At 69.8% G+C, this 25,363-nt stretch carries 28 protein-coding genes and 1 tRNA gene; 18 read left to right on the top strand and 11 right to left on the bottom strand.

Translation table 11 applies throughout. The features are described from left to right. The first annotated feature begins 15 nt into the window (after positions 1–15). The 3 genes from ACOKGD_RS07645 (at position 16) to ACOKGD_RS07635 (ending at position 2,697) form a co-directional block, all read left to right on the top strand. The gene (locus tag ACOKGD_RS07645) at positions 16–1,017 is read left to right on the top strand and encodes a beta-ketoacyl-ACP synthase III (protein ID WP_342334762.1); all 1,002 of its coding nucleotides are present in this window, start codon (positions 16–18) and stop codon (positions 1,015–1,017) included. 93 nt (positions 1,018–1,110) lie between these two features. Then, positions 1,111–1,356 carry an acyl carrier protein gene (locus ACOKGD_RS07640; protein WP_342334763.1) on the top strand — a complete coding sequence of 82 codons (246 nt, stop codon included), beginning with the start codon at positions 1,111–1,113 and terminating at the stop codon, positions 1,354–1,356. A gap of 99 nt (positions 1,357–1,455) precedes the next feature. After that, the gene (locus ACOKGD_RS07635; RefSeq protein WP_342334764.1) at positions 1,456–2,697 is read left to right on the top strand and encodes a beta-ketoacyl-[acyl-carrier-protein] synthase family protein; all 1,242 of its coding nucleotides are present in this window, start codon (positions 1,456–1,458) and stop codon (positions 2,695–2,697) included. Between the two features lie 123 nt (positions 2,698–2,820). On the opposite strand, the gene ACOKGD_RS07630 is transcribed toward ACOKGD_RS07635, so the two are convergent. From ACOKGD_RS07630 to ACOKGD_RS07620, 3 genes are all read right to left on the bottom strand, one after another. Continuing rightward, positions 2,821–3,324, bottom strand: a complete 504-nt coding sequence (locus ACOKGD_RS07630) for a DUF3145 domain-containing protein (RefSeq protein ID WP_342334765.1) — start codon at positions 3,322–3,324, stop codon at positions 2,821–2,823. Positions 3,325–3,484: 160 nt separating this feature from the next. Continuing rightward, positions 3,485–3,559, bottom strand: a tRNA-Ile gene (locus ACOKGD_RS07625). Between the two features lie 13 nt (positions 3,560–3,572). Continuing rightward, a complete protein-coding gene (locus ACOKGD_RS07620) occupies positions 3,573–4,721 on the bottom strand; it encodes a DMT family transporter (protein WP_342334766.1) in 1,149 nt (382 codons plus the stop codon). Between the two features lie 41 nt (positions 4,722–4,762). On the opposite strand from ACOKGD_RS07620, the gene def reads away from it, so the two are divergent. Together def and ACOKGD_RS07610 are read left to right on the top strand one after the other, a co-directional pair. After that, positions 4,763–5,329, top strand: a complete 567-nt coding sequence (gene def, locus ACOKGD_RS07615; protein ID WP_342334767.1) for a peptide deformylase — start codon at positions 4,763–4,765, stop codon at positions 5,327–5,329. A gap of 41 nt (positions 5,330–5,370) precedes the next feature. Next, a complete protein-coding gene (locus ACOKGD_RS07610; RefSeq protein ID WP_342334768.1) occupies positions 5,371–5,901 on the top strand; it encodes a septum formation family protein in 531 nt (176 codons plus the stop codon). A gap of 59 nt (positions 5,902–5,960) precedes the next feature. Here the strand turns inward: ACOKGD_RS07610 and ACOKGD_RS07605 are convergent, their stop codons facing one another. Then, positions 5,961–8,486 (bottom strand): rhamnogalacturonan lyase, encoded by a 2,526-nt coding sequence (locus ACOKGD_RS07605; protein WP_342334769.1) that lies wholly within the window; start codon positions 8,484–8,486, stop codon positions 5,961–5,963. Between the two features lie 182 nt (positions 8,487–8,668). On the opposite strand from ACOKGD_RS07605, the gene ACOKGD_RS07600 reads away from it, so the two are divergent. Continuing rightward, positions 8,669–9,376, top strand: coding sequence for a DUF1361 domain-containing protein (locus ACOKGD_RS07600; protein ID WP_342334770.1), 708 nt, complete (start codon positions 8,669–8,671; stop codon positions 9,374–9,376). A 26-nt stretch (positions 9,377–9,402) separates the two neighbouring features. Here ACOKGD_RS07600 and ACOKGD_RS07595 read toward each other — a convergent pair whose 3' ends face one another. Then, complete coding sequence (locus tag ACOKGD_RS07595) at positions 9,403–9,831, bottom strand: pyrimidine dimer DNA glycosylase/endonuclease V (protein ID WP_342334771.1); 429 nt, start codon at positions 9,829–9,831, stop codon at positions 9,403–9,405. 217 nt (positions 9,832–10,048) lie between these two features. Between ACOKGD_RS07595 and ACOKGD_RS07590 the strand changes: the two genes are divergently transcribed. Next, a complete protein-coding gene (locus ACOKGD_RS07590; RefSeq protein WP_342334772.1) occupies positions 10,049–11,206 on the top strand; it encodes a PP2C family protein-serine/threonine phosphatase in 1,158 nt (385 codons plus the stop codon). Positions 11,207–11,247: 41 nt separating this feature from the next. Here the strand turns inward: ACOKGD_RS07590 and ACOKGD_RS07585 are convergent, their stop codons facing one another. The 3 genes from ACOKGD_RS07585 to ACOKGD_RS07575 all read right to left on the bottom strand — a co-directional run bounded on the left by ACOKGD_RS07585 (position 11,248) and on the right by ACOKGD_RS07575 (position 13,255). After that, positions 11,248–11,580, bottom strand: coding sequence for a hypothetical protein (locus ACOKGD_RS07585; RefSeq protein WP_342334773.1), 333 nt, complete (start codon positions 11,578–11,580; stop codon positions 11,248–11,250). A 119-nt stretch (positions 11,581–11,699) separates the two neighbouring features. Continuing rightward, on the bottom strand, positions 11,700–12,677 hold the full coding sequence (locus ACOKGD_RS07580) for a zinc-binding dehydrogenase (protein WP_342334774.1): 978 nt from the start codon (positions 12,675–12,677) through the stop codon (positions 11,700–11,702). Between the two features lie 116 nt (positions 12,678–12,793). Beyond that, entirely contained in the window at positions 12,794–13,255 is a 462-nt protein-coding gene (locus tag ACOKGD_RS07575; RefSeq protein ID WP_342334775.1) for a hypothetical protein, read from the bottom strand. A gap of 117 nt (positions 13,256–13,372) precedes the next feature. On the opposite strand from ACOKGD_RS07575, the gene ACOKGD_RS07570 reads away from it, so the two are divergent. From ACOKGD_RS07570 to ACOKGD_RS07560, 3 genes are read left to right on the top strand one after another with little or no spacing between them, the layout of a single operon-like run. Next, the gene (locus ACOKGD_RS07570; protein WP_342334776.1) at positions 13,373–13,843 is read left to right on the top strand and encodes a MarR family winged helix-turn-helix transcriptional regulator; all 471 of its coding nucleotides are present in this window, start codon (positions 13,373–13,375) and stop codon (positions 13,841–13,843) included. Beyond that, entirely contained in the window at positions 13,840–14,265 is a 426-nt protein-coding gene (locus ACOKGD_RS07565; RefSeq protein ID WP_342334777.1) for an organic hydroperoxide resistance protein, read from the top strand. Before ACOKGD_RS07570 ends, ACOKGD_RS07565 begins: the two co-directional genes overlap by 4 nt. Beyond that, positions 14,258–14,725 (top strand): DoxX family protein, encoded by a 468-nt coding sequence (locus ACOKGD_RS07560; RefSeq protein ID WP_421355034.1) that lies wholly within the window; start codon positions 14,258–14,260, stop codon positions 14,723–14,725. Before ACOKGD_RS07565 ends, ACOKGD_RS07560 begins: the two co-directional genes overlap by 8 nt. 44 nt (positions 14,726–14,769) lie before the next feature. Here ACOKGD_RS07560 and ACOKGD_RS07555 read toward each other — a convergent pair whose 3' ends face one another. Next, positions 14,770–15,213 (bottom strand): MarR family winged helix-turn-helix transcriptional regulator, encoded by a 444-nt coding sequence (locus ACOKGD_RS07555; RefSeq protein WP_342334778.1) that lies wholly within the window; start codon positions 15,211–15,213, stop codon positions 14,770–14,772. Between the two features lie 61 nt (positions 15,214–15,274). Here ACOKGD_RS07555 and ACOKGD_RS07550 point away from each other — a divergent pair, with 61 nt between their 5' ends. Further along, complete coding sequence (locus tag ACOKGD_RS07550; RefSeq protein ID WP_342334779.1) at positions 15,275–15,637, top strand: VOC family protein; 363 nt, start codon at positions 15,275–15,277, stop codon at positions 15,635–15,637. 39 nt (positions 15,638–15,676) lie between these two features. Here the strand turns inward: ACOKGD_RS07550 and ACOKGD_RS07545 are convergent, their stop codons facing one another. After that, complete coding sequence (locus tag ACOKGD_RS07545; RefSeq protein ID WP_342334780.1) at positions 15,677–16,126, bottom strand: hypothetical protein; 450 nt, start codon at positions 16,124–16,126, stop codon at positions 15,677–15,679. Positions 16,127–16,254: 128 nt separating this feature from the next. Here ACOKGD_RS07545 and ACOKGD_RS07540 point away from each other — a divergent pair, with 128 nt between their 5' ends. Next, positions 16,255–16,767: a metallophosphoesterase family protein gene (locus tag ACOKGD_RS07540; protein ID WP_342334781.1), complete on the top strand. Its 513-nt coding sequence runs from the start codon at positions 16,255–16,257 to the stop codon at positions 16,765–16,767. Positions 16,768–17,231: 464 nt separating this feature from the next. Beyond that, positions 17,232–19,262 (top strand): SpoIIE family protein phosphatase, encoded by a 2,031-nt coding sequence (locus tag ACOKGD_RS07535; RefSeq protein ID WP_421355033.1) that lies wholly within the window; start codon positions 17,232–17,234, stop codon positions 19,260–19,262. Between the two features lie 90 nt (positions 19,263–19,352). On the opposite strand, the gene ACOKGD_RS07530 is transcribed toward ACOKGD_RS07535, so the two are convergent. Further along, the gene (locus tag ACOKGD_RS07530; RefSeq protein ID WP_342334783.1) at positions 19,353–19,892 is read right to left on the bottom strand and encodes an MOSC domain-containing protein; all 540 of its coding nucleotides are present in this window, start codon (positions 19,890–19,892) and stop codon (positions 19,353–19,355) included. 121 nt (positions 19,893–20,013) lie between these two features. Here ACOKGD_RS07530 and ACOKGD_RS07525 point away from each other — a divergent pair, with 121 nt between their 5' ends. Genes ACOKGD_RS07525 through ACOKGD_RS07505 form a run of 5 tightly spaced genes read left to right on the top strand, consistent with a single transcriptional unit; the run spans position 20,014 to position 25,315 of the window. Next, positions 20,014–20,967 (top strand): phosphodiester glycosidase family protein, encoded by a 954-nt coding sequence (locus ACOKGD_RS07525; RefSeq protein WP_342334784.1) that lies wholly within the window; start codon positions 20,014–20,016, stop codon positions 20,965–20,967. A 4-nt stretch (positions 20,968–20,971) separates the two neighbouring features. Next, the gene (locus ACOKGD_RS07520; RefSeq protein WP_342334785.1) at positions 20,972–22,090 is read left to right on the top strand and encodes a bifunctional glycosyltransferase family 2/GtrA family protein; all 1,119 of its coding nucleotides are present in this window, start codon (positions 20,972–20,974) and stop codon (positions 22,088–22,090) included. Continuing rightward, positions 22,087–22,683: a DUF4956 domain-containing protein gene (locus ACOKGD_RS07515; protein WP_342334786.1), complete on the top strand. Its 597-nt coding sequence runs from the start codon at positions 22,087–22,089 to the stop codon at positions 22,681–22,683. Before ACOKGD_RS07520 ends, ACOKGD_RS07515 begins: the two co-directional genes overlap by 4 nt. Continuing rightward, positions 22,680–23,498: a polyphosphate polymerase domain-containing protein gene (locus ACOKGD_RS07510; protein WP_342334787.1), complete on the top strand. Its 819-nt coding sequence runs from the start codon at positions 22,680–22,682 to the stop codon at positions 23,496–23,498. The genes ACOKGD_RS07515 and ACOKGD_RS07510 overlap by 4 nt, the downstream gene beginning before the upstream one ends. Continuing rightward, complete coding sequence (locus tag ACOKGD_RS07505) at positions 23,483–25,315, top strand: carbohydrate-binding domain-containing protein (RefSeq protein WP_342334788.1); 1,833 nt, start codon at positions 23,483–23,485, stop codon at positions 25,313–25,315. Before ACOKGD_RS07510 ends, ACOKGD_RS07505 begins: the two co-directional genes overlap by 16 nt. Positions 25,316–25,363: the final 48 nt, after the last annotated feature.

The raw sequence follows: 25,363 nt of genomic DNA, 5'->3' as shown, positions 1-25,363 counted from the left end.
AAGAACGGAACGGATATGACCGTCACCCTCAAGGAGGCCGTCGGGGCTCCCCACTCCCGCGTCTACGCCTACGGCGCGGCCCGCGGCGAGAACGCCGTGCCCAACGACGACCTCATCGGGCCGATCAACTCCAGCGACGAGTGGATCCGCCAGCGCACCGGCATCGTGACCCGTGCGCGGGCCGTCGCCGAGACCACGGCCGTCGACCTCGCGGCCGACGCGGGTCGTGAGGCCATCGAGCGCGCGGGCGTGGACCCGGAGCTCGTCGACGTGGTGATCGTGGCGACCATCAGCAACCCGAAGCAGACGCCATCGGTGTCGGCGATCGTGGCCGACCGCGTCGGGGCCAACCCGGCCGCCGCCTACGACATCAACGCCGCCTGCGCGGGCTACTGCTACGCCGTCGCGCAGGCCGACGCGCTGATCCGCTCCGGGGCGGCCCGCTACGCGCTGGTGATCGGCACCGAGAAGCTCAGCGACATCGTCGACCCGACCGACCGCACGATCTCGTTCCTGCTGGGCGACGGCGCGGGCGCGGCCCTCCTCGGCCCCAGCGACACCCCCGGCGTCTCGGCGTCGATCTGGGGCTCGGATGGCTCGAAGGCGGACGCCGTCGGCATGAACCACACCCTCACCGAGTTCCGCGACGGCGCCTCGGAGTGGCCGACGCTGCGCCAGGAGGGGCCCACCGTCTTCCGCTGGGCCGTGTGGGAGATGGCGAAGGTCGCCAAGCAGGCACTGGATGCGGCGGGGATCACCGCCGACGACCTGTCCGCCTTCATCCCCCACCAGGCGAACATGCGCATCATCGACGAGTTCGCCAAGCAGCTGAAGCTGCCCGAGAGCGTCAAGGTCGCGCGCGACATCGAGACGACGGGCAACACGTCGGCCGCTTCGATCCCCCTCGCCACCCACCGTCTGCTCGAGGAGAACCCCGAGCTGAGCGGCGGCCTGGCGCTGCAGATCGGCTTCGGCGCCGGTCTCGTCTACGCCGCGCAGGTCGTCGTCCTCCCGTGAGGCGGCGGGCCGCGACCCTAGACTGAACCACGGTTCCGTCGTCCGATCCACCCGATCCGTCATCCGACACATCCGAGATACAAGGAGATACCCATGGCATACACCACTGACGAGGTTCTCGCCGGCCTGGCCGAGCTGATCACCGACGAGACCGGCATCGCCGCTGAGGAGGTCGCGCTCGAGAAGTCGTTCACCGACGACCTCGACATCGACTCGATCTCGATGATGACGATCGTCGTCAACGCCGAGGAGAAGTTCGGCGTCACCATCCCCGACGACGAGGTCAAGAACCTCAAGCTCGTCAAGGACGCCGTCGACTTCATCACGTCGAACCAGTGACATCCGCGGTGTCGCGCTTCGCCTGACGACGCCCGCAAGGGAAGGCGGAGCGCGACACCGGATCAGGATCCACACCATCGGACTACGAGGAACCAACCCATGAGCAAGAGCATCGTCGTGACCGGCATCGGCGCCACGTCTGCGCTGGGCGGCACCGCCCCCGAGAACTGGCAGAACCTGCTGGCCGGCGTGTCCGGAGCCCGCACCCTCGAGCACGAGTGGGTCGAGAAGTACGACCTCCCCGTCACGTTCGCGGCCGAGGCCGTTGTGCGCCCGGAGGAGGTGCTCCCCCGCCCCGTCGCCAAGCGCCTGGACCCGTCCTCGCAGTTCGCGCTGATCGCGGCGATGGAGGCCTGGGCCGACGCCGGCGAGCCGGAGGTCGACCCCGAGCGCCTCGGCATCGACTTCGCGACCGGCATCGGCGGTGTGTGGACCCTGCTCGATGCGTGGGACACGCTCCGCGAGAAGGGCGCGCGCCGGGTCATGCCGATGTCCGTGCCCATGCTGATGCCGAACTCCGCGGCCGGCAACCTGTCGCTGCACTTCGGCGCCCGCGCCTTCGCCCGCACCGTCGCCTCGGCCTGCGCCTCGAGCGTCGAGTCGATCGCCAGCGCCTACGACCACCTGCAGCTGGGTCTGGCGGACGTGGTGATCGCCGGTGGCACCGAGTCGGCTATCCACCCGATCACGGTGGCCTCGTTCGCCTCCATGCACGCCCTCTCGCGCCGCAACGACTCCCCGGAGACGGCATCGCGCCCCTTCTCGGCCGACCGTGACGGGTTCGTCATGGGCGAGGGCGCAGCCGCGCTCGTGCTCGAGACCGAGGAGCACGCGGTCGCCCGCGGCGCCAAGATCTACGCCCGCCTCGTGGGCACGGCCGTGACGGCCGACGCCCACCACATCACCGCCAACGACCCGAGCGGCGCCGGCGCGGCCCGTGCCGTGCGCCAGGCCCTCGAGCAGGCCGGCCGCACGGCCGACGAGGTCACCCACATCAACGCGCACGCCACGTCGACGCCGGTCGGCGACCCGGCCGAGTACGCCGCGCTGCTGTCGGTGTTCGGCGACCGCGTGCACGAGATCCCCACGTCGGCGACGAAGGCGTCCACCGGTCACCTTCTGGGCGGCACCGGCGCGATCGAGTCGGTCTTCACGATCCTCGCGATCCGCGACCGCGTCGCTCCCCCGACGATCAACCTCGTCGACCAGGACCCGGCGATCCCGGTGAAGGCCTCGAGCAAGCCGCAGGAGCTGGGCGCCGAGCCACAGCTCGCGATCTGCAACTCGTTCGGCTTCGGCGGCCACAACGCCGTCGCGGTGTTCGCCTCGTACGACGCCTGATCCCGGACAGAACGATGGGCCCCTGCAGTGCAGGGGCCCATCGGCGTTCCGAAGTGACGGTTTCTCACCTGCCGGGAATGCTCACCGGCCAGCGTTACTCCCGCCGCTTCGTGACCTGGCGGATCAGCCGACCTTGTGGAGCCAGACGACGGGTGCGTCGTCGCTCGCGTGCCGGAATGGTTCGAGCTCCTCGTCCCACGCGGAGCCGAGCGCGATGTCCAACTCGCGCTGGAGCTCGAACGGGTCACCCGCGGCGACCTCCATCGCGTAGCGGATGCGCTCCTCGGGGATGACGACGTTGCCCGCGGTGTCCATCTGCGCGTAGTGGATCCCGAGATCGGGTGTGTGCATCCAGCGGCCGCCGTCGCTGCGCGGGGTCGGATCCTCGGTCACCTCGAACCGCAGGTGCTCCCAGCCGCGGACGCCCGTGGCCAGGGCCGCGCCGGTGCCGGCGGGGCCCTCCCAGTAGAACTCGGCGCGTCGGCTTCCTGACAGCACAGGCTGATCAGCCCACTCGAAGTTCACGGCCCGGCCGAGCGATCGGCCGACCGCCCACTCGAGGTGGGGGCACAACGCACGTGGCGCTGAGTGGATGTAGACCACTCCGCGCGCCATTGGTGTCGCCATGATCTCTCCGTTTCATCAGGTGCGGCTTCCCCTCCGACCTGACCGGCACGATCCGGCTGACATGTATTCAGTTCTCACAGCATTATCACCATCCGAGGCGCTGATCACAAGCATGTGATTACCACGGTGTGATTCCGCCGCTCTCGCGAGCGGTGACCAGTGGGGCGGGCGGGACTCGAACCCGCGCATCGTCGGGTTATGAGCCCGCTGCCTTGACCATCTTGGCCACCGCCCCGCGAATACCGAGCTTATCTCGGGTCGGCGTCGCCCTCCGGCGGGTTGCGCCTGTCGAGCAGATCGTCGGGGTCGCGCATCGCGCGCAGCTGATCGAGCGCCGTCTCGCCTGCGGGGGCGACCGGCTCGCCGGTCTCGCGCGCGGCGCGGTCGACGCCCTCGTCGTGACCGCGGGCGATCCCGATCTCCTGGCTCTCGCTGACCACCTGCGGGTGATGGCGCGCCAGCAGGATGACCCCGAGCGCGGCCGCGGCGCCGGCGATGAGGAACACGATCATCGCCCACCACGGCACCTGGGAGGCCTCGCGGAGGACGATGGCGCCGATCAGCACCGCGACGATGGGGTCGATGACCGTCAGCCCCGCGATGACCAGGTCGGGCGGGCCCGAGGCGTAGGCGGTCTGGACGAAGTAGCCGCCCGCGGCCGCCGCGGCGATGAGGGCCACCACGCACACGATCGTCAGTCCGTCCCAGAACTCGCCCTGCTGGATCTTGCTGATGATGATCTTCGCGAAGGTGGCGACGAAGCCGTAGAGTACACCGGCGGCGGTGATGTAGAACAGCGCGCCCATCTTGTTCCGCAGCACGAGCCACGCGACCACCAGCAGGATGATGACCACCAGCAGGATCACCAGAACGGTGTAGAGCTCGTGCTGCGTGATCGGCTTCTCGACGGCGAAGAGCGCCGCCACGATCACGAACAGGAAGATCCCGCCCACGCACAGGCCGATCGAGGTGAGCGACTTCTTCGTGGGCATATGGCCCGAGATCTGGGCGTTGAGCAGGGTCGTAATGACCAGCGATACCGCGCCCAGCGGCTGCACGACGATGAGCGGCGCCCGGGTCAGCGCGGCGATCTGGCACACGATGGCCACGGCGAGCAGGAGTGTGCCCACCACCCACGAGGGGCGGGTGAGCAGACGGACGAGCTGTCCCGCGCCGAGGCCCTTGTCGGCACCCGCGCCGGACATCTTCTCGACCTTGCGCACGCCCTGGCTCTGATACTGCGCGCCGAGCGACATGAACACCGCGCCGGCGAGAGCCAGAGGGATGCCCAGCAGCAGCCCCGGGTTGTAGAAGGCGCCGACGAGCTGGTCGCCGATGTCCTCGACGCCGACGGTCGTCGAGGCCTCGAGCGTTCGCTGAATGATCCCCCACTGCACCCTCCGAGGGTAGCCTCCGGGCGCAGAAGTACGCTGGAGGCATGGCCGTGCTTCCGATCCGAATCATGGGCGACACCGCCCTCCACGCTCCCGCCGCCCCCGTCGAGGAGATCACGGACGAGATCCGCACCCTCGTGGCGGACATGTACGAAACCATGGACACCGCCCCCGGCGTGGGCCTCGCCGCCCCGCAGGTGGGCGTGTCGCTGCGGATCTACACCTACTCGTACGAGGACGACGAGGGTCGTCCCTGGCGCGGCGAGATCCTGAACCCCGAGCTGTGGATGGTGCCGCTCATCCCCGGAGAGCCGGATGAGGACGAGGAGTCCGAGGGCTGCCTGTCGTTCCCGGGTGAGCGCTTCGCGCTGCGTCGATCCGAGCGGGTGCTCGTGACGGGCATCGACCTCGAGGGTGCTCCGGTGCGCATCGAGGTCGACGGCTGGCGTGCGCGCATCATGCAGCACGAGTTCGACCACCTCGACGGCATCCTCTACGTCGACCGCCTCACCGGATCCGACGCGAAGCTCGCCGCGAAGATCGCGCGCAAGCGCGGGTGGGGAAAGCCCGGCGCGAGCTGGATGCCCGGCGTCGACGACCTCGAGGGCTGAGCTCTCTCGATCCGCGTCGGCGGCGGCGCTACTGTGGCGGCATGACGCGCACTCACTCGGTTCGGATCTCGGCGGCGGCCGGCGCGATCGCGCTGGCTTTCGCCCTCGGCGGCTGCTCCGCGGTCTCCGGTCTCTTCGGCGGCGGGGCACCCGACCGCGACGAGGACACGAATCAGGTCAAGGAGGGCGGCGAGTACGACGTCTTCCAGCTGCAGGTCGGCGACTGCCTGAACCTCGGCGACGAGGGCGAGCTGTCGGAGGCGTCGGTCGTCCCGTGCGACGAGCCGCACACCCAGGAGATCTTCCACGAGTTCGAGCTCACCGGCGACGAGTGGCCGGGTGACGACGCCCTGAACACCGACGCCGATGAGGGCTGCTACAGCGCATTCGCCGAGTTCGTGGGCGTCCCCTACGAGGAGTCGGTGCTGAACTACTTCTTCCTCGCCCCGACCGAGGCCGGCTGGACCGACTCCTCCGTCGCCGACCGGCTGGTGCAGTGCCTCATCTACGAGGCAGACGACAACGACGAGGCCGTGCCCGTCACCGGCACCCTGAAGGGCGCCGCGCGCTGACACGACGGATCGCCCCGGTCGGCCGCCGATGCGGACGACCGGGGCGATCCGTTTCCGGCTCAGTGCCCGAAGGATCCGGTCCAGCGCGCCTGCGCGCCGTCGGCGATCCGGTACCAGGCGGTGGCGACGGCGACGACCTCGGCCTCGCCGTCGACCGCGACGGTGCCGTTGGGCGCCGTCACCCGCTCGCCGTTCACGTACCAGGCGATGCCCGGCGTCGCGAAGAGCTTCACGGTGTCCTTCGCGGTGCCCGGACGATCCCGGAACTGCGGCGCGCGCGGGGTGACAGGCACCGTGAGCAGCGGCGTCTTCGAGAAGTCGGTGTCGGAGGCCAGGTACCAGCTCGTGTACGCGGGCTGGTTGTACGTCGTCTGCTGACGCGCGGTCTCGGCGCGGTACTGCGTGTCGTGCATCAGCGTCGGCAGCTTGTGCTGCGACGGGTCGGTCGAGACGTAGACGTTCAGGGCACGGGAGTCGGCGGTGCGCACCACCAGCTCCTCGCGCCAGTCGCCCAGGATGTCGGCGACGAGCGACGGGTTGCCCTTTGTGCCGTTGTTGCTGCGGGTGCCGGTGGCGGTCAGCATCCGCCCGTGGATCAGATCATTGATCGTCACCTCGGCATCGCCCGCGCCGTCGACGATCTGCGTGGTGAGGTCGCCGGCCCAGCGGATCGACTGGTTCGTGCCGAGTCGGGACGCGCCGAGATCCGTGCCGTCGGCGGCGCGCAGGCGGGTCGCCCACGTCTCGAGGCCCGGGACCGTCGGATCGACGTCGCCGATCATGCCGCGTCCCGTGTCCTTGCCGGTGTACTCGCCGTAGATGACCTCGCCCGTGGCCGCGTCTCGCAGCGCGTAGCCGTACGGCGCCCACGCGGCGCCCTCGTGCACGGTGAAGATCTCGAGCCCGGGGCGGTTCGGATCGATGTCGGCGACGTGCATCGCGTCACCATGACCGAGGCGGGCGGTTGTGCCCGGCGCCCCGCTCTGCGGCGGCATCACGTCCGTCGAGCTGTACAGCAGAGATCCGTCGTCGTCGATGGTGGCCGATCCGTAGATGACCTCGTGCTTGCCGTCGCCGTCGACGTCCGCGGCGCTCAGCGAGTGGAAGCCCTGCGTCGTGATGGTGCCGAACTCCGGATCCGTCCCGTCGCGGCCGTGCGGGCCGTCGTTGAACGGGTTGGTCATCGGCGCGTGGCCGCTGTCGACGAACCAGCGCTCGGTGAGGTGCTCGCCGTCCCAGTCGACGGCGGCGATCGTCGAGCGCGTGTAGTAGCCGCGACCGAGGATCGCGGTGGGGTGATCGCCGTCGAGGTACGCGACGCCCGCGAGGAAGCGGTCGACCCGGTTCCCCGGCTCGATGCGGGACATGGCGTAGTCGCCCCAGAGCAGGCCGTCGTCGCCGCGACCCGGGTGATAGTCGATCGTCTCCAGCTCTTCACCCGTGAGGCCGTCGAACACCGTGAGGTACTCGGGTCCGTCCACGATGAAGCCCTCGAAGTTGGCGAGCACGTTGCGCGCGCTGCGACTGGGGGCATAGACGTCGAAGAAGTAGGTCACCAGCTCGTCGGCGGCCTCCGGTGACAGCGGGTAGTCGTGGGTCACCGGCGCTCCCCAGGCCTCCTCGAGGGTCGCCGGCCACTGGCCGGACTGCACCTCGGGGCGGTCCTGCCAGCCCATGAACAGCTCGGCGAGGTGCGCGCGGTAGTCGGCGTTGCTCAGCCGGTAGTCGTCGTCGTGAGTGACGCCGTCGGCGACGTCGTCGGCCGGGAGCGTCACGAACTGCTCGGAGGCAACCGAGCCGTCGGCGGCGAACCGGGTGGACTTCGTCCCGGGAGCGGTCTTCACGAGGATCTCGCTGCGACCATCGCCGTCGAAGTCGTACGAGAGGGGCTCGGAGTAGTGCGCACCCGCCCGGATGTTCCGGCCGAGCGAGATCCGGTTGAGCAGGGTGCCGTCGAGCTCGTAGGTGTCCAGGAACACCTCTCCCGTGTAGCCGACCTGCGAGACGTCCTTCGAGTTCGACGGGTCCCACTTCACGACCAGCTCGTAGTCGCCGTCGCCGTCGACGTCGGCTGGGCTCGTGTCGTTGGCCGAGTATGTGTACGCCTCGCCCTTCGGGGTGACGCCGTCGGCGGGCTTCTGCAGCGGGACGGTGAGATGATCGCCGTCCACCGGGGCCGCCCCGGCGCTCTCCTCCCCCGCGATGCCGGCGGCGACGGGCGCGACCGTGTACCGCGAAGACGACGACCCCTCGGCATCGAGGAAGTCCGTGGTGTCGGTCACCGTCGCGATCTCGACGCCGTCTCGCGAGACGACGAAGTCGGGGCCCACCACGCCCGTGCCGGTGGTGCCCCTCGCCTCGGAAGCCAGAAGGCGCCAGCTGAGGTAGACGCCATCGGGGCCGTTCAGCGCCACCAGGCCGCGGTCCAGCTGCTCGAGCTGGGGCAGGCCCTCCGGGACGGCGTCGGTCGCGAAGGGGCCCGCCGTGCCGGGAGGGGCGGCGAACGCGGCGCCCCCACCGGCGACGAGGCACGCCGCGGCGGATGTCGCCACGATCGCACGGATCCAAGGTCTGTTCAGATTCATCGTCGAACCCTCTTCTCTGGCCGGATCACCGTGCGCGCTTCAGCAGCGAAACGTCTCGACCGATCCGGGAATGCGCTTTCCCAACCCCGAGGGCGACGCTAGCGCGGACCGCCGCGCGAGGCAATGACGGATCCCCCGGGGCCCGGCCGAATAGCCGCCCGCGCATCCGTCAGGATGGGGGCATGAACGCGCCGCTGCTGATCTCCGCGCTCGCCCTCCTCGCCCTGAACCTCTACGCGCTGATCCTCGTAGTGGTGCGGGCGCCGCTGTACCGCACCCGCCTGTACCGGCCGATGCTGCTGAACATCGCGCTCTCGCTGTCGCCGGCGCTGATGCTCGCGGTGGTGGTGCTCCTGCTGCTCGCCGCGATCCGCTTCGTCCCCTCCCCCGTCGCCGTGTGGTCGGTGATCGTCATCGGCGGGCTGGCGTGGCTGCTGCTTCTGCCGAACTCGGCGTATCTGGTGACGGAGCTCAATCTCTCGCACCGCCGCGAGGATGAGACCGTGCCGCTCTGGTACGACATCATGCTTGTGCTCACCCTCGCGATGTCGGGGGTGCTCAACACCCTCGCGAACGTCGCGCTTGTGCAGCTGCTGACCGTGGCGATCGTGCTGCCGAACGCGGCCGATCCGCTGCATGGCGCCGGATCGTGGGTCGCGGCGGGAGTGACCCTCGTGCTCGTCGCCTTCGGCATGTACCTGGGGCGCTACATCCGCTTCAACAGCTGGGATCTGATGCGCCCCACCCGGTTCGTGCGCAAGCTCGCGGGCCACTTCACGACGCGAGGGAACGCCACCATCGCCTTCGGATTCGTGCTTACGCACGCCGTGTTCCTGGCGATCCTGTACGCGATCGTCGCCGCGCCGACACTTCTCACGATCCTGCCCTGATGGGCGGCTTGCGGTGGGGCCGTGGGTCAGCCGCGCTCCCAGGGCTCGACGTCGCCCGCGACCGCGACGAACAGCGGGTGCACGAGCGGGCCGGCGCCCACCACCTCTGCGCGCACGGCGGGGGAACGCACCTCGAGCTTTCGCAGCAGGTGCTCCCATTCGAAGGCGATCTGGCCCGTGGTGACGGGGATCGCGGGCTCATCGTCCGACTGCTCGACGATCCGCGTGACGTCGAAGCGATAGCCGCGTCTGCCGGCGTCGGCGGCGACGGCCGCGAGGTACGCGGCGATCGCGCCCTCCGGGTGCGTGTGAGCGCGGAAGCGGTCGAGCTGCGGGTGGCGCGTGTACCCCCGCGTCCGACCGAGCAGCACCGCCTGGGCGAGCAGGCCTTCACGCCAGGCCGCGGTGAGCCCCTGCCGATCGAGCAGCGACGGGTGCAGGGTCCACAGCCTCATTCGTCCAGCCTCATCCGTCCAGCCCCATCCGTCCAGCCTAGGTGCGCTCCACGGCACGGACGGAGCGTCGAATCCGCCCCCGCGGCGCCACCCCTGTGCGCCGACTGCCACTGTCCGGGAGGATCGCTCCGGCGAGGAACGAGCCGCGGTCGGGCGGGTGGTATACCAGCACATAGGATGGTCGGATGCCCACCCTTCGCCCCCTGGGAAGCCCCGCGTGACGACCTCGACCACCGACGAGGCCCGCCGGCAGGATGCGCTCGACGCCCTCGACCTGGTCGACCGGCCGCGCGATGAGCGCGTGGAGCGGATCACGCATCTCGTGCAGGAGCTGTTCGACGTGCCGATGGTCAGCGTGAATCTGCTCGACCGCGATCGTCTGTGGAGCATGTCGCAGATCGGCTTCGCGGGTCGCCAGGCTCCCCGGCAGGATGCGTTCTGCGAGGCGACCATCCGGCAGGAGAGCACGCTGGTCATCGAGAACACGGAGACCGACCCGGCGTTCGCGTCGAACCCGTTCGTCCTCGGCAACCCGCACGTCCGTTTCTATGCGGGTCATCCGCTGCAGGCGCCGGGTGGGGAGAACATCGGGACGCTGTGCATCCTGGACACCAAACCGCGGGTGCTGTCGGATCGGCAGCGGGAGCTGCTGGAAGAGCTGGCCCTGTGGGTGCAGAAGGAGATCACCCGCGAAGGGGAGGTCGCCCTCGCCGCCGTCGTGCAGCGGGCCCTCGCCCCGCACGTGATCCCCACCCTCCCCGGGTACACGATCGCCGCGCAGTCCACCCCGGCAGGCGAACTCGCCGGGGACTTCTACGACATGTTCCTGCACCAGGGGCAGCTGAGGTTCACCCTCGCCGACGTGATGGGCAAGGGCACCGGCCCCGCCATCGTCGCCGCCGCCGCCCGCGCGGCGCTGCGCACCGCACCCGAACGGCCCCTGGCGACCTCCATCGAACAGCTCGACCGGCTGCTGGAGACGGATCTGCGCGAACTGGACATGTTCGTCACCGCCTTCCACGCCGAGCTGAACCCCGAAAGCGGCGAGGTGACCTACGTCGACGCCGGCCACAGCCTCGCGTTCGTGTTCCGCGCCGACGGATCCTGGGAGCGCCTGCGGATGCCGGGCCTGCCCCTGGGAATGGGATTCTGGGAGAAGCGCACCGTCGCCACCGTCACCCTCAACCCCGGCGACTCGCTGGTGTGCTGCAGCGACGGCCTGCTCGACATCCTCGACGAGGAAGACCCCTTCGCCGACGTCGCCGCCACCCTCCGACGCCACGGACCCCGCGACGCCATCCGCGAAGCCATGCGCCGCGCCACCACCACCCACGCCCCCGACGACGTCACCGTCATCGCCCTCACCCGCCACTGAAACCGGCTGGCCTGTCTGGGCCGAGCCGGCGCGGGGTGCGTTCACCACGCGGCGCGTCGGTCCTCGAGGCGTCGGCAGGCGCCCTGCCAGACCCAGCAGCGCAGCAGTTCTCCCCCGATGTCGACCTCGACGCCGAGGGCATCGTCCGTCCAGCGCCGCACCCTCACGACCGCCTGCACGTCGACGTCGCCGAAGCGCAGCCATGCCAGGCCCCAGAGCCTCACCTGATCGGGAACCACGGTGACGGCGCGCGAGGTCAGCACCAGCTGCTCGGCAGACAGGGAGTGGAGCGGGCCGCGGGCTCGGGCGTCTCGCAGAGCGCGCTGCTGAGCGAGCTCGCCCGCGCTGTGAGGATGGCGCCGATTGGATCCCACGCTCACCCCCTGCACGATCTCGCCTACCGCTCAACTTTAGAACATCAGTTCTAAAGTTGAGCACGATGCGTGCGTCGGGGCGGGTCTCGCGCACCGCGAGGCCCGCCCCCGGCGATGCCTTACGGCCTGAGGAGGATCTTGCCGACGCGGCCAGGCGCGAAGTTCGCGTGCGCGGCCTCCGAGATCTGGGCCAGCGGGTAAACCGCCTCCACGGGGAGGGTGATCGTGCCGTCGGCGAGACGCGCGAGGAGCTCGCCCATCAGGCGTCCGCGGTCCTCGGCGCTCATGGCCGCGCTCACCTTGCTGCCCCAGAAGCCGCGCACGGTCGCCTGCTTGAAGATCACGTCGCCCGAGCCGATCTCCATCGTCGGCGAGCCCATCGCGCCGAACACGACCAGCGTGCCGTTCTCGGCGAGCCGCGACATCACATCGCCGCTCGCGGAGCCTCCCACCGAGTCGACGCCGACCAGGATCGGCGCGCCACCGGCGATCGCGGCCACCCGCTCCTGCCATCCGTCGGTATCGGTGGCGACGATGCGTCCGATGCCCTGCGCCTCGAGCTCGGCGACGCCCTCGGCCCGCCGGACGAGGCCGACGACGTTGATGCCGCGCCCGACGGCGAGCTGGGCGACGAGTCGACCCACGGCGCCGTTCGCGGCGTTCTGGATCAGCCAGGCCCCGTCCTCGAGGCCCAGCGAGTCGAGCAGGCTGATGGCCGAGAAGGGCATCGCCACGAGCTGTGCGGCGGCCTCGTCACTCATCGCCTCCGGCACCGGGATCAGTCCGCCGGCCTGAGCGATGAACTGCTCCGACCACACGCCGAAGGTGCCGCCGGTGACGACCCGCTGTCCGATCTGCAGGTGGTCGACGCCCTCGCCGAGCGCATCGATCACGCCCACGGCCTCGGTTCCGGCGCGCGCGGGCAGCTCGGGCTTGAAGCCGTAGGTGCCTCGCACCGTCCAGAGGTCGTGGTTGTGCACCGACGCCAGCGTGAGGCGCACACGCGCCTCGCCCGGACCGGGATCCGGGGTGGGGACATCCTCGACAGCGAGGACCTCTGCGGGGTCGCCGAACGCGTGGTGGACGAGTGCCTTCATAACGGGCCTTCCTTCGTGGGGATACGGCTGCATGGTCGCCACAGGGCGACCCCCGAGGTCAACGCGCTCCCGCCACGGGTTGTTCCGCCCCCGGCCCGACCCCGCGTGTCGCCCCCTCAGCCCTCGGCGCCGTACACGGTGGCGCGCCACGCGGTCGCGACGTCGGTCTGCGGCACGTTCACCCGGACGCTCGAGACCTCAGCCTGGTAGTCGGCGTCGAGCGCGACCGTGCCCTCGTCGCAGCGAGCGCCCTCGGCCCCAACCCCTCGCGTAAGGGATCGCCCTGCGATCTCGGCCTCAATGGACACGGTGGCTTCTCCGAAGCAGGTGAACTCGATGCGGTCCACAGCCACCGGGGAGGGGAAATCGACGATGACGCCGTCACCGGGTCCGTCGACCTCGGCGCCTGCCTCCACCGTTGCGGTGAGCGACGCCAGAACGTCCGCGCCCTCCGTCCCGGGGTCCTGGACCCAGGCCTGCAGGGCATCCCGATCCGGTTCCGCCGGGCTCGGGGCGCAGGCACTCAGCGCACCCGACAGGACGAGTGCGACAGCGACGGGGACCACACGCAGATGCATGGCCGGAGCGTATCGCGCGCACCGGATGCGCCGCAGGTCGCACTTCGCTGTCACGGCGAGCCCCGCGGCGCGGGAAATCGGTTGTGCACAATTCAATTGCGTGCAACGCTGTTGCACATGTCCGCTGTTGATCAGATGGTGTGCTTCTCGCTCTACTCCGCGAGTCGGGCCACCACGCGCGCGTACTCGACGCTGCTGGAGCCGTGGTCGCTGAGCTACCCGCAGTATCTGGCGCTCGTGGTGCTCTGGGTCGAAGGCGACCAGTCCGTGAACCAGATGGGCGAAGCACTGCAGCTCGATTCGGGCACCCTCTCGCCGCTGTTGAAGCGACTCGAGGAGAAGGGGCTCATCGAGCGCCGCCGCGGAGACCGCGATCAGCGAGTCGTTGTGGTCTCCCCCACCGCCCGGGCTTCCGAGCTGCGCGAGGAGCTCGCCCACATCCCCGAGGCGATCGCCCGGGGCATGGGGTTGCCCAGCATCGAGGCCGCACACCGACTGGTCGAGGCCCTGCATCGACTCACCGAAGGAATGGATGACGTGCGCGACTCGGCGCAGGCATCCGCCCGACAGAAAGAAGGAACACGATGAACGCTCTCTACACGGCGGAAGCCCTCTCCACCGGGCACGGCCGAGACGGCCAGGTCCGCACGGCCGACGGCACGCTGAGCCTGGCCATGGCCACCCCGAAGGAGCTGGGCGGGTCGGGCGAGGGCGCGAACCCCGAGCAGCTGTTCGCCGCCGGCTTCGCCGCCTGCTTCCACTCGGCGCTGCAGGCCGTGGCCCGCTCCCAGCGCGTGAAGATCGAGAACACCAGCGTGGGTGGCCGGGTGAAGCTCGGCAAGACCGACGGCGGAGACGGGTTCCAGCTCGCCGTCGAGCTCGAGGTGGTCATCCCCGACCTGCCGCACGACGAGGCTCAGGCGCTGGCGGATGCGGCGCACCAGGTCTGCCCGTACTCGCACGCGACCCGCGGCAACATCGACGTGACCGTGACGGTCTCGGATGACTGAGACCCGCGGGATCTGGAAGCAGCTCCTCGCGCCGAAACCGAAGACGCGTCCGGCGCGCACGATCGTGCGCACGCTGCTCGGGGCGATGCTCGCCTTCGCGGGCATCAGCCACCTCACGTTCGCCCGCGTGGAGTTCCGTGACCAGGTGCCCGACCTCCTGCCGCTCGATCCCGACCTCGTGGTGGTCGGATCCGGGGCGGTCGAGATCGCCCTCGGCGCGGCACTGATCGCGCTGCCTCGCCGTCGGGTGCTCGTCGGGCTCACGGTTGCGCTGTTCTTCATCGCGATCTTCCCGGGCAACATCGCGCAGTGGCTCGGTGGACGCGACGGCTTCGGGCTGGACACCGACGCGAAGCGATTCGGGCGTCTGTTCTTCCAGCCGGTGCTGGTGCTCGTCGCGCTGTGGTCGACCGCGGCGTGGCGCGACCGTCCGTGGCGGCGGCCCCGCGTGGAGGCATAGCCCCCGAGATGTGAGTGTCATCCGCAGACGAGTCCCTCCGGCGCTCAGTCCGCCTGCAGCGCGCGCACCATCTTCCGCAGCGAGACCAGCGCCTGATCGCGCTCGGCCTCGTCGAGCCCGGAGAGCATCCGCACCTCGACGGACCGCACGGCGGCCGTCGCAGCACGCAGACGCTCCCGTCCGAGATCGGTCAGCTGCGTCGGCAGCACGCGACCGACCTCGGCTTTCGCCGGGCGAAGCACCTCGCCGTCCTGCTCGAGCGACCGGAGCAGGACGTTCATCGACTGCCGCGTCACGAATGCGCCCCGCGCCAGTTCCGAGTTGGAGAGCCCGGCGCGCTGTGCGAGCAGCTCGAGGCACGAGTAGTGCGTGATGCTCATGCCCATGGGGCGAAGGACCTCCTCCATGGCCTGGCGGAGGGCGCTCGAAGCCTCCTTGAGCAGGTAGCCGAGCGAGGTGTCGAGGTGGATGCTGTCCGCTTGCGCCATGTCAGCATCCTGACATAGGCTCCCGATGTCAGATAACTGACATCTTCCCGTAGGAGCATCCATGCCCGTCACCGGACCCGACTTCCTCTCGCTTCAGGTTCGCGACCTCGCCGCTTCGCAGGCGTTCTATGAGCGGTACCTCGGTCTCGTCCGCTCTCCCGCCGGGCCTCCGCACGCGGTGGTCTTCGCGACCAGCACCATCGCGTTCGCGCTGCGCGACATCATCGAAGGCGACGACCTAGGCGCTCAGCCGGGGGCCGGCGCGGCGATCTGGCTGCACGCGACGGACGTGCAGCACATCCACGACGCGCTGGCGGCCGACGGACACACCATCGTCACGGCGCCGTTCGAGGGACCGTTCGGACTCACGTTCACCTTCGCCGATCCGGACGGCTACCGCCTGACGCTGCACGACCGCGCCTGAGCCCCTCGCGTGCGAGCGCGCGAGGGGCGCGGGGGCGGGTCAACCAGCCGGAGAAGCCGCGCGCTCGTCCGGGTGCACAGGAGTCCAGCCGTACCAGCCGTCGTCCGTCTCGACGACCGCCCAATCGCCGCAGGCGAAGACGCGATCGATTTTGTAGACGTCGGGGGTCTTCTCCAGCACGATGGTCGGCGCCGACTTCCGCTCGACCTCTGCGCAGAGGTCCGTGGTGAGGTCGCTCTCGCTGACGACGGCCAGAGATGCCGGTTCACCGGCGAGGGATTCGCGGATGCGAATCGATTGCGCGTCGGCAGGGACCCAGGGCGCCTCCCTCTTCCAGCCCTTGACGAGCTCGTCGTGCGTGGCGAACTCGTGCGAGGCCTCCTGCTGCAACGCGGCTTCGGCGGCCGCGCAGCCGGCAAGGGAGGGAAGGAGAAGGAGAGCGGCCACCGACGCTGCGGCGGTCATGCGGAGGGTGCGTGAGGAAGTCATGGTTCCATCGTGCGAACTGCGAGGACACCTGTCGTCGGTCTGCGGATCGACGCGTCATCCGCCGCGAGGATGACGTCGACGGCACGTCTGGCTCACGGCGTCAGGGGGGTGTACGCCAGGATGGCCGCATGAGCTCACGCCTCCTGCTGATGTCGGACACGCACGTGCCGCTCCGCGCGCGTCGGCTGCCCGATGCGGTCTGGCGCGCCGTGGACGCCGCCGATGTCGTGGTGCATGCCGGCGACTGGGTGGACGAGGCGACGCTCGATGCCCTGGAAGCGCGCGCGGTCCGGCTGATCGGCGTTTACGGAAACAACGACGGCGCGGGACTGCGAGCACGGCTCCCCGAGGTCGCCACCACCGAGATAGAGGATCTGCGTATGGCGGTCGTCCACGAGACCGGCGCCGCAGCCGGACGGGAGCGGCGTGTGGACGGGGCGTTCGCGGCTGAACGTCGACCCGACGTGCTGGTCTTCGGGCACAGCCACATCCCGTGGGACACCGTCACCCCGGCGGGTATCCGCCTGCTCAACCCCGGCTCTCCCACCGATCGGCGCCGCCAACCGGCCTGCACCATGATGACGGCGATCGTCGACGGCGCCGAACTGCGCGACGTCCTGCTCGTCGAGGTCCCTCGCTGACGCGCCCGCAGGGACGTCCGTGCCGCAAGACCACCCCTCAAGCCGGGGAGGCGGCCGACCGTATGCGATGGCGCTCGTAGATCAGCGTCGCGGTCAACAGCATCGATCCGACGATCACTCCGGAGACCCGAGCAGGGATGGAGATCACCTCTCGATTCTCGGAAGCAGGCGCGTGTCTCTCAGCGCCGTTCACCTCCCTTGACCGAGGCGAGCACGGAGTTGTGACAAGCAGCGTGGCGCGGCGACAACCCGGGCCGGGTCATCGTCCTCGCGACATGGTCAGCGAGGTTCGCTCCCGCCCGGGAATGCGATGTGCTCCACGCCCGGCGCGCGTCGTGGCCTTTGCGGGATTCCGGAAGCATCGATACTCTCGGCGGGGTCGACACACCCGGGGGGAAGCAGTGGGAGACGGCGGGACAGTGCACCATACCGGAGCCCATGCGCGCAGCTTCGGTCGTGCCGATGTGGTCAAGATCGCGGCGTTCGCCGTCGCGTACGTTGTGACGGCAGTTGCCGGCCGCCTCACCCTGCTGCCGGACAGCGGCATCAGCACCGTGTGGCCGGCGGCGGCGGTATCGGTGCTGTGGGTGATCACGCGCGCCGGCCGCGCATGGTTCGCCCTGGACTACGCGCTCATTGCCGTCCTCACGATCGTGGTCGTGCTGGCCACGGGCGGGACGACGATCCTCGCCGTCAGCGGTGGTCTCGCTGCGACCGTGCAGACGATCGTCTGCGCGGGGGTCATCTGGTACGGCTGCCGGCGAGTGTGGCGGGAGCGCGGAAGCTCCCCGCGCACGCGGAAAGAACTGTGGTGGTTCATCGCGGCGGCCGTTGCCGGTCCCCTTGTATCCAGCCCACTGCTCGAGGTCGAGTCATTGATGTCCGGGCGCGCCTGGAACTGGAGCATCGTGCTGCTGTGGCTCGGGCGGAACGTCGTGAGCATCCTCGCGCTCTGCCCTCTCGGGTTCGGCATCGCCGACTGGATCCGGCAGCGCAGGGCCGGCATCGCACCCCACTCCCTCGCGTCGCTCGGCTGGTCCGTGAACGCGCATCCGATCGAGTGGATCGCGCTGCTCATCTTGGTGCCGGGCGTCTACGGGTTCTGGTTCACCGCGCTAGAGCACTACAACGTGGTCTTCCCCCTCCTGGCCCTGGCGTGCTGGTCGGGCGTGCGTCTGCCGAGGAGCATCGTCATGCTCCAGGGAGTGCTCGTCACCATCGTGATCGTCGTGCTGACCGCGCGTGGTCGCGGGCCGTTCGGCGACGTGGGCGATGCCACCACCCAGGTCGCCGCCGCGCAGCTCTATGTCGTCCTCGTCATCGTGATCGCTCTCGCCCTCGCGGCGGAACGCGACTCCCGTGAGCTGCTCGTGCGGGAGTTGGCGACGGCGCGGGGAAACGCCGAGTCGCAGGCGTCGCTTTTCGAGACAATCATCGACACGATCACCGAGGGCGTGCGCGTTGTGAGGCCCGATGGCAGCACGATCGTGCGCAATCGCGCGGCTGACCGGTTGCTGTTCGGGCCGGACACCACCGCCGCTGAGACTCCCGTTGTCAGCGACCTGGCGCACGTCCGCGACCCCGAGGGGCGACGTCTGGAGGGCGACCATCGCGCGCTCTTCGAGCATCTGCCCGAGCGCGGTTCGATAGTGACGGAGCTGCTGGTGCATCCGCCAGGGATGTCCTCGGAGCGCGTTGTGACCTTCACTGCCACGCGGCTGCCGGCGCCAGCCGAGGGCGTCGTGACAGTCCTGCGCGATGTGACCGCCGAGCATGCGGAGTTGCGCCGAGCCGCTCAGGTGCAGGCTGGGCTGCTGCCCACGGGTTCGCCGCACGTTCCCGGCTACGACCTCGCGGCGCGCTTCGTCCCGGCAGGGAGCGTCGGCGGCGACTTCTACGACTGGTACTCGATCGACCACGGCGTGGTGATCACGCTCGCTGATGTGATGGGCAAAGGCATGGGCGCCGCGATCCTGGCCGCGACGACCCGTTCCCTGCTGCGCGCGCATGGCGGCGGCGAGGACGTGGTGCAGCCGCTCATCGAAGCCGAGCGAGGCATGGCGCGTGATCTCGACAAGACCGGTGCTTTCGTGACGGCCTTCCGCTCGTTCGTCCATGCACCGACGGGCGAGGTCGCGTACGTGGACGCGGGGCACGGGCTCTCGGCGGTGCTGACGCACGACGGAGCTGCCCGCAGGCTCGAGTCGAATGGGCTCCCCCTGGGCGTCGCGCCCGATGAGATGCGCACCGCCGCACGCGAGAAGCTCGAGCCCGGTGACGTCCTGCTGGTGGTCAGCGACGGTGTCCTCGACGCGATCGGAGGCTCTGTCGACGATCTCGCGGACCTCTGGGCCGAGCTGCCCCGGGACGTGCCGGCAGCGGACGTCGTCGAGGCCGTCGTCCAGCGAGCCGCCGCGGGCGAGATGGATGACGACCTCACGGTGCTGGCTCTGCGCCGATCTCCGGACGCTGGCTCTCAGCCGCCAGCGGCGTAGTGCGCTGCGGGGATCGAGCACGCGGACCGCGCACGTCGTCGGCTCCTGAGCCTCGACGTGGTCGTCGCGACCTCCCTCGCGAGCTCGCGGTCACACCCGCGTGAGCGGAAGGTGCGGTGGCGGCGGCAGCTCGATGGCGATCGGGTCTCCGGCGGCGACGAGCCCACTGCGGGAGACGATGCCCATGACCCCGGCGAGCCGGACGACCTCGCCCTCGTCGTCTTTCGTGACCAGTTGCTTGAGCAGGCCTGACTGAAAAGCGTGGATCTGCTGACACGGGTTGCGCAGACCCGTGATCGTCACAACCGCCTCGCCGAAGTGCAGTCGAGCGCTGACGGGCAATGACAGCAAGTCGATGCCCAACGTGGTGATGTTCTCGCCGAGTTCCCCGGGGCCGACGATGTGACCGCCCTCACGCAGCTCCTCGAACAGTTCTCCATGAATCAGGTGGACCTGTCGAAGGTTCGGCTGCGACCGATCGGCGGCGACTCGTGAGCGATGCTGCACGGTCGCACCGCAGTGCGCATCGCCTTCGACGCCGAGCCCTTCGAGGAGCGTGATCGACGGACGCACCACCTTGCTGAAGGTGTGCGCGGCGTTGGAATGGACGGCGACGACCCGAGGAGCCATGCCACAAGCGTTGCACGAAGCCGTCTCGTGAGCGGCTCGTGACGCCAGAGACGAGTGGTCACTTATCCGCTTCTCAGGAACCTGTTGTGTCGCTCCGAAATCCGGTCCGTATTCCTGAGGGATGCCAACAAAGACCAGATCCCGACGCCCGCTCCGAACCGCTTTCCTCGCCGGTGGCCTCGCCCTTGCCCTGACGGCAGTGGGGGCGACTGCGTGGGCCACCGATCGCTTCCTCATCGAGCACGTCGAGATCAGTGACGTCTCCAGCTACGAGGCGGAGAACTCGTCGGTGGACCCGACGGGCACGACGGTCACCGAGACCGGGGCTGTCGACGGCGACACCTACTCCGACGGTGAGACCAGCGTCACCGTCTCGCAGGTGGTCAGCGGATCCGGCGACGACACCCTCACGTACTACGTCGCCGATGTCGTCCTCTCCGAGGCCACACGCCTGCGGTCGGCCTTCGCGAAGGATCAGTACGGCGAGAACGTCACGGAGACCACGAGTGGGATCGCGGAGGACAACGACGCGGTGTTCGCCATCAACGGCGACTATTACGGGTTCCGCGACAGCGGCATCCTCATCCGCAACGGCGTCGTCTACCGCGACTCCCCCGCGCGTGCCGGCCTCGCCTTCTACACGGACGGCACCGTCCAGGTCTACGACGAGACCACGACGACCGCGGACGTGCTGGTCGCCGACGGTGTGTGGAACACGCTGAGCTTCGGTCCCGCCCTCGTGCTCGACGGGGCCGCGGTCGGCGGCATCGAGGACGTCGAGGTAGACACCAACGTCGGCAACCACTCGATACAGGGAGAGCAGCCGCGCACCGCGGTAGGCGTCATCGATGAGAACCACCTCGTCTTCGTCGTCGTCGATGGACGCGCGGAGGGATACAGCCGCGGCGCGACCCTCACCGAGCTCGCGCAGATCATGACCGACCTCGGTGCGCAGACGGCGTACAACCTCGACGGGGGCGGCTCGTCCACGATGTTCTTCGATGGCGAGGTCGTGAACCGGCCCTCCAACGGCGGCGAGCGGGGCACCAGCGACATCCTCTACATCGCGGAGTGATGCCGTGATCGTTCTCGTTCCCGCCTACCAGCCGGGGAAAGTGCTCGTCGACCTCGTCGAAGCGCTCGCGGGGCTTGCAGTCGTCCTCGTGGTCGACGACGGCAGCGGTCCGGAGTACGCCTCCGTGTTCGCTCGTGCGCGTGCGGCCGGTGCCGACATCCTCGTGCACCCCCAGAACCGCGGCAAGGGGGCCGCCCTCCGCACCGGCTTCACCGAGGCCCTGCGTGCGCATCCCGGCGAAGACGTGGTGACGGCAGACGCGGACGGGCAGCACACCGTCGCCGACATCCTCCGCATCGGCGCCGCCGCCTCGGAGGAAGGCGCAACGCTCGTCCTCGGCTGCCGGGTCTTCGATGGGCCGCACGTCCCCTTGCGCAGTCGGGCGGGCAACGTCGCGGCGCGCGCCCTCTTCCAGGTGGCAGCCGGCTGGCGCCTGTCGGACACGCAGACGGGACTCCGCGGCATCCCCGCCGCGATGCTGCCGTGGATGCTCTCGCAACGCGGCGACCGGTTCGAGTACGAGCAGAACGTGCTGCTGCGGTGCCGACGAGCCGGCTGGCGGACTCGCGAGGTGCCGATCGAGACGGTGTACCTCGGCGACAACGACACGAGTCACTTCCGGCCGCTCGTCGACACCTGCCGAATCGGGCTTCCGCTCCTGCTGTTCACCGCCTCGTCGCTGCTCGCCTTCACCGTCGACACGATCGTCCTGCTGCTGCTCACCGCGCTCACCGGGTGGCTGGTCCCCTCCATCGTGGCGGCGCGACTGGTGAGCGCCTCGCTCAACTTCGTCGTCAACCGCCGCGTGGTGTTCGCGCCGACCGCGGATGCCGTAAGCGGCTCCCGCGCGGCGGCGCGCTACGCAGGGCTCGCCCTGGTCCTGCTCGCGACGAACGTCGCGGGAATGAGTGCCCTGACCCAGATGGGCCTGCCCGTCATCCTGGCGAAGCTCGCTACGGAGAGTGCGCTCCTGACTCTCGGCTATCTGCTGCAGCGAAGCGTCGTCTTCGCGCCGCGTGAGCCTGCGGACATCGAATCCGACGTCAATGCGCCTCTTAGGAACGGTGAAGGTGCGCTGATTCGAATGGTCTCAGCAACGAACACAACACGGAGAATCCCATGACCATCCCCTCCCTCCTGCTGATCGCGATCGACCTCGTCGCCGCCGTGATCCTCAGCGTCGCCCTCTACTACCGTCGGCATCGACGCCGTGACCTCGTCGTCGCGTTCCTCGGCGTCAACGTCGGCGTGCTCGCCGTCGCCAGCGTCCTCGGCACCGCCGAGGTCGCCCTCGGACTGGGGCTCGGGCTCTTCGGTGTCCTCTCGATCATCCGGCTGCGCTCGTCCGAGATCTCCCAGCGAGAGGTCGCCTACTATTTCGCGGCGCTCGCGATGGGGCTGATGGCGGGACTCCCGACGACCGACATCGCACCCGTCACCGCGCTGATCGCTCTCATCCTGGCTGTTCTGTGGATCGCCGACCATCCCCAGCTGATGGCCCGCAGTCGACACCAGATCGTCCGTGTTGACCGCGCCGAGCCCGACGAGGACCGGTTGCGCGCCCTGATCGGCGAGCGACTGGGCGGCACCGTGACCTCGCTGACGGTTCAGGAGCTGGACCTGGTGAACGACACGACACTGGTCGACGTCCGCTTTCGCACGGATGCCGCTTCCCACGTCGCCGACGCGCCTCGTCCGGTCGGGGCACTGCGATGACCGGTGACGTCGACGTGCTCGAGCGGTTCGGCGCCGTGACACTCGACGAGATGGTCTCAGAGGCCGCCCTGCTGTCGCGGGTCGATCGGAAGTACGTCGTGCCGCGCGGAGCACTCGTCGAGATCCTCCGCACGATGGACGAGCGCACCCGCGTCCTCGAGATCGACGGCGCGCGCGGCTTCTCATATGAGTCGGTGTACTTCGACACCCCGGACCTGCTGAGCTTCCGGATGGCCGCGCAGCCGCGGCGCCGCCGATTCAAGCTGCGCACCCGCGCCTACCTCGACACGGACACCGCCTTCCTCGAGATCAAGACGCGCGGCACCCGCGGGATGACCGTCAAGGAGCGCTCGGAGTACGACCTCGATTCGCGCTCGGTCCTCACGGACAACGCCCGCGACGAGGTGGCCACCGCCTTCGAGGCGATCGGCGTCGACGTGCGCCGCGCCGCCGACCTGCAGGCGACACTCGTCACCCGGTACTCCCGCACCACGCTGCTCGCCCCCGATGCGACGGCTCGCGCCACGGTGGACACCGACCTGCGCTGGGATCGCCCAGGCGACGACGGCTTCGCCCTGCCCGAGGTCGCCATCGTCGAGACCAAGTCGCCGTCGTGCCCTTCGGATGTCGATCGGCTGCTGTGGCGAGCCGGACACCGTCCCGTGTCGGTGAGCAAGTACGCCACCGGTCTCGCGGCTCTCCGGCCCGATCTCCCCCGCAACCGCTGGGACCGACTTCTTCGCGGCGCCTTCGCCGGCGCCGACCGATCCACCCTCCACACCCGAACAAGGGAGCTGCCATGCGCCGCCGCCTGATCCTGCCCATCCTGCCGCTGGCCCTCGCCGGCGTCGTGCTCGCCGGCTGCGCCGCGGCCGGCACCAGCGGACTCGCGCAGCCCGCCGAGGCCACCACAAGCCAGACGGCATCCGCCGAGATCGACACCGACCTCGACACCGCGGCGGTGCTGGCCGCGAACGATGAGGCGACCGTCGTCGCGGACGACCAGTGGTCGGACACCGAGGCGGTCGACATCGCGCTCGACGGATCCACCGCCACCGCATCCGGCGACGGCGTGACGATCGACGACGCGACGCTCACCATCACCGCGGCCGGTGTGTACAGGCTTCGAGGGGAGCTCGACGGGTCCGTCGTCGTCGCCGCGCCCGACGACGCCCAGGTCGTCCTCGTCCTGGACGGCGCGACGATCTCCAACGCCGACGGTCCGGCGATCAGCGTCACCACCGCGGACGACGTGGTGATCTCCCTCGCGGAGGGAACGAAGAACAGCGTCTCCGATGCGTCGTCGTATGACGACACCGCCGACGCCAACGCCGCGATCTATGCCGACGCCGACCTCACCATCTCGGGCACCGGATCGCTTCAGGTCATCGGCAACGGCAACGACGGCATCGCCAGCACCGACGACCTCGCCGTCATCGGCGGATCGATCACCGTCGACGCCGCCGACGACGCTCTCCGCGGGAAGGATGCGCTCGTCGTGTCGGGAGGCACCCTCGACCTCGCCGCCGGAGGCGACGCGCTCAAGAGCGACGATGACGAGGACACCACCCACGGATATGTCTGGATCGCCGCCGGCGAACTGACCGCCACCAGCGGCGACGACGGCATCGCGGCGACGACCGACGCGGTCATCACCGGCGGAGCCATCACCCTCTCCGCCGAAGGCGACACCGCCGACAGCGACGCGTCGGCCAAGGGCATCACCGCCGGCGTGGTCATCGCGGTCGGCGGCGGTGACCTCGACGTCACCGCCACGGACGACGCTCTCCATTCGGACGGGTCGATCGGCATCGCGGGCGGCGCCGTGAGCGTGTCAGCCGGCGACGACGGCATCCACGCCGAGGCGACCATGGAGATCACGGATGGCACGGTGACGGTCGCGAAGTCCAACGAGGGTCTGGAGGCGACGGACATCGTGATCGGCGGAGGAACGGTCTCAGTGACCGCCTCCGACGACGGCCTGAACGGGAGCGGCGGGTCGACGCAGGACACCGCGGCCACCGGCACCGCCTCGGACGCGCCGACGGATCAGCGGCAGGGCGGTCCGGGAGGCGGCATGGGAGGCGGCGGCATGGCCGACACCGGCGAGACGATCACCATCTCCGGCGGAACCCTCACCGTGGATGCCGGCGGCGACGGAATCGACTCGAACGGCTCCGTATCGGTCACCGGCGGCGACATCGTCGTGTCGGGACCGACCAGTCAGGGCAACGGCGCGCTCGACAGCAACGGCGGGTTCGACATGGCCGGCGGAACGCTCATCGCGCTCGGCAGCGCAGGCATGGCCGAGTCCCCTGATGCGGATTCCGCGCAGTCCTGGATCGCGGCCGCAACCGCGGGGAGCGCCGGTGACATCGTCCAGATCAGCGACGCCGAGGGGGCTGTTCTTGCCACCTACACCGCGGCCAAGGACTTCGAGACGGTCATCTTCTCGTCCGCGGACCTGATCGCCGGTGACGAGTACACCGTCACCACCGAGACCGCGTCCACGACCGCCACGACGGGCGAAGCCCTCGCGGGGGGCGGTATGGGAGGCGGCATGCCGGGCGGCGGACAGCGACCCTCCGCACCCGGCGGCACCGCCGACGACGACCCCGGTCAGGCCCCCTGACCCCCGCGACCGTGTGGCGCCGCGCGCCGCACGGTCGCTTTCCCCCCT

Source organism: Microbacterium phosphatis (assembly GCF_049177115.1).
GTDB lineage: Bacteria > Actinomycetota > Actinomycetes > Actinomycetales > Microbacteriaceae > Microbacterium > Microbacterium phosphatis.
The sequence above is the reverse complement of the archived record's forward strand: the minus strand, read 5'-3'. Positions and strand labels throughout refer to the sequence as shown.

Coding starts and splice junctions, on each gene's coding strand:
- ACOKGD_RS07550 (WP_342334779.1), top strand. CDS start 15,275: ATGCCCGTCACCGGACCCGACTTCCTCTCGCTTCAGGTTCGCGACCTC.
- ACOKGD_RS07515 (WP_342334786.1), top strand. CDS start 22,087: ATGACCATCCCCTCCCTCCTGCTGATCGCGATCGACCTCGTCGCCGCC.
- ACOKGD_RS07580 (WP_342334774.1), bottom strand. CDS start 12,677: ATGAAGGCACTCGTCCACCACGCGTTCGGCGACCCCGCAGAGGTCCTC.
- ACOKGD_RS07595 (WP_342334771.1), bottom strand. CDS start 9,831: ATGAGGCTGTGGACCCTGCACCCGTCGCTGCTCGATCGGCAGGGGCTC.
- ACOKGD_RS07545 (WP_342334780.1), bottom strand. CDS start 16,126: ATGACTTCCTCACGCACCCTCCGCATGACCGCCGCAGCGTCGGTGGCC.
- ACOKGD_RS07630 (WP_342334765.1), bottom strand. CDS start 3,324: ATGGCGACACCAATGGCGCGCGGAGTGGTCTACATCCACTCAGCGCCA.
- def (WP_342334767.1), top strand. CDS start 4,763: ATGGCCGTGCTTCCGATCCGAATCATGGGCGACACCGCCCTCCACGCT.
- ACOKGD_RS07505 (WP_342334788.1), top strand. CDS start 23,483: ATGCGCCGCCGCCTGATCCTGCCCATCCTGCCGCTGGCCCTCGCCGGC.
- ACOKGD_RS07540 (WP_342334781.1), top strand. CDS start 16,255: ATGAGCTCACGCCTCCTGCTGATGTCGGACACGCACGTGCCGCTCCGC.
- ACOKGD_RS07525 (WP_342334784.1), top strand. CDS start 20,014: ATGCCAACAAAGACCAGATCCCGACGCCCGCTCCGAACCGCTTTCCTC.
- ACOKGD_RS07640 (WP_342334763.1), top strand. CDS start 1,111: ATGGCATACACCACTGACGAGGTTCTCGCCGGCCTGGCCGAGCTGATC.
- ACOKGD_RS07565 (WP_342334777.1), top strand. CDS start 13,840: ATGAACGCTCTCTACACGGCGGAAGCCCTCTCCACCGGGCACGGCCGA.
- ACOKGD_RS07510 (WP_342334787.1), top strand. CDS start 22,680: ATGACCGGTGACGTCGACGTGCTCGAGCGGTTCGGCGCCGTGACACTC.
- ACOKGD_RS07645 (WP_342334762.1), top strand. CDS start 16: ATGACCGTCACCCTCAAGGAGGCCGTCGGGGCTCCCCACTCCCGCGTC.
- ACOKGD_RS07560 (WP_421355034.1), top strand. CDS start 14,258: ATGACTGAGACCCGCGGGATCTGGAAGCAGCTCCTCGCGCCGAAACCG.
- ACOKGD_RS07635 (WP_342334764.1), top strand. CDS start 1,456: ATGAGCAAGAGCATCGTCGTGACCGGCATCGGCGCCACGTCTGCGCTG.
- ACOKGD_RS07530 (WP_342334783.1), bottom strand. CDS start 19,892: ATGGCTCCTCGGGTCGTCGCCGTCCATTCCAACGCCGCGCACACCTTC.
- ACOKGD_RS07575 (WP_342334775.1), bottom strand. CDS start 13,255: ATGCATCTGCGTGTGGTCCCCGTCGCTGTCGCACTCGTCCTGTCGGGT.
- ACOKGD_RS07605 (WP_342334769.1), bottom strand. CDS start 8,486: ATGAATCTGAACAGACCTTGGATCCGTGCGATCGTGGCGACATCCGCC.
- ACOKGD_RS07600 (WP_342334770.1), top strand. CDS start 8,669: ATGAACGCGCCGCTGCTGATCTCCGCGCTCGCCCTCCTCGCCCTGAAC.
- ACOKGD_RS07570 (WP_342334776.1), top strand. CDS start 13,373: ATGTCCGCTGTTGATCAGATGGTGTGCTTCTCGCTCTACTCCGCGAGT.
- ACOKGD_RS07610 (WP_342334768.1), top strand. CDS start 5,371: ATGACGCGCACTCACTCGGTTCGGATCTCGGCGGCGGCCGGCGCGATC.
- ACOKGD_RS07555 (WP_342334778.1), bottom strand. CDS start 15,213: ATGGCGCAAGCGGACAGCATCCACCTCGACACCTCGCTCGGCTACCTG.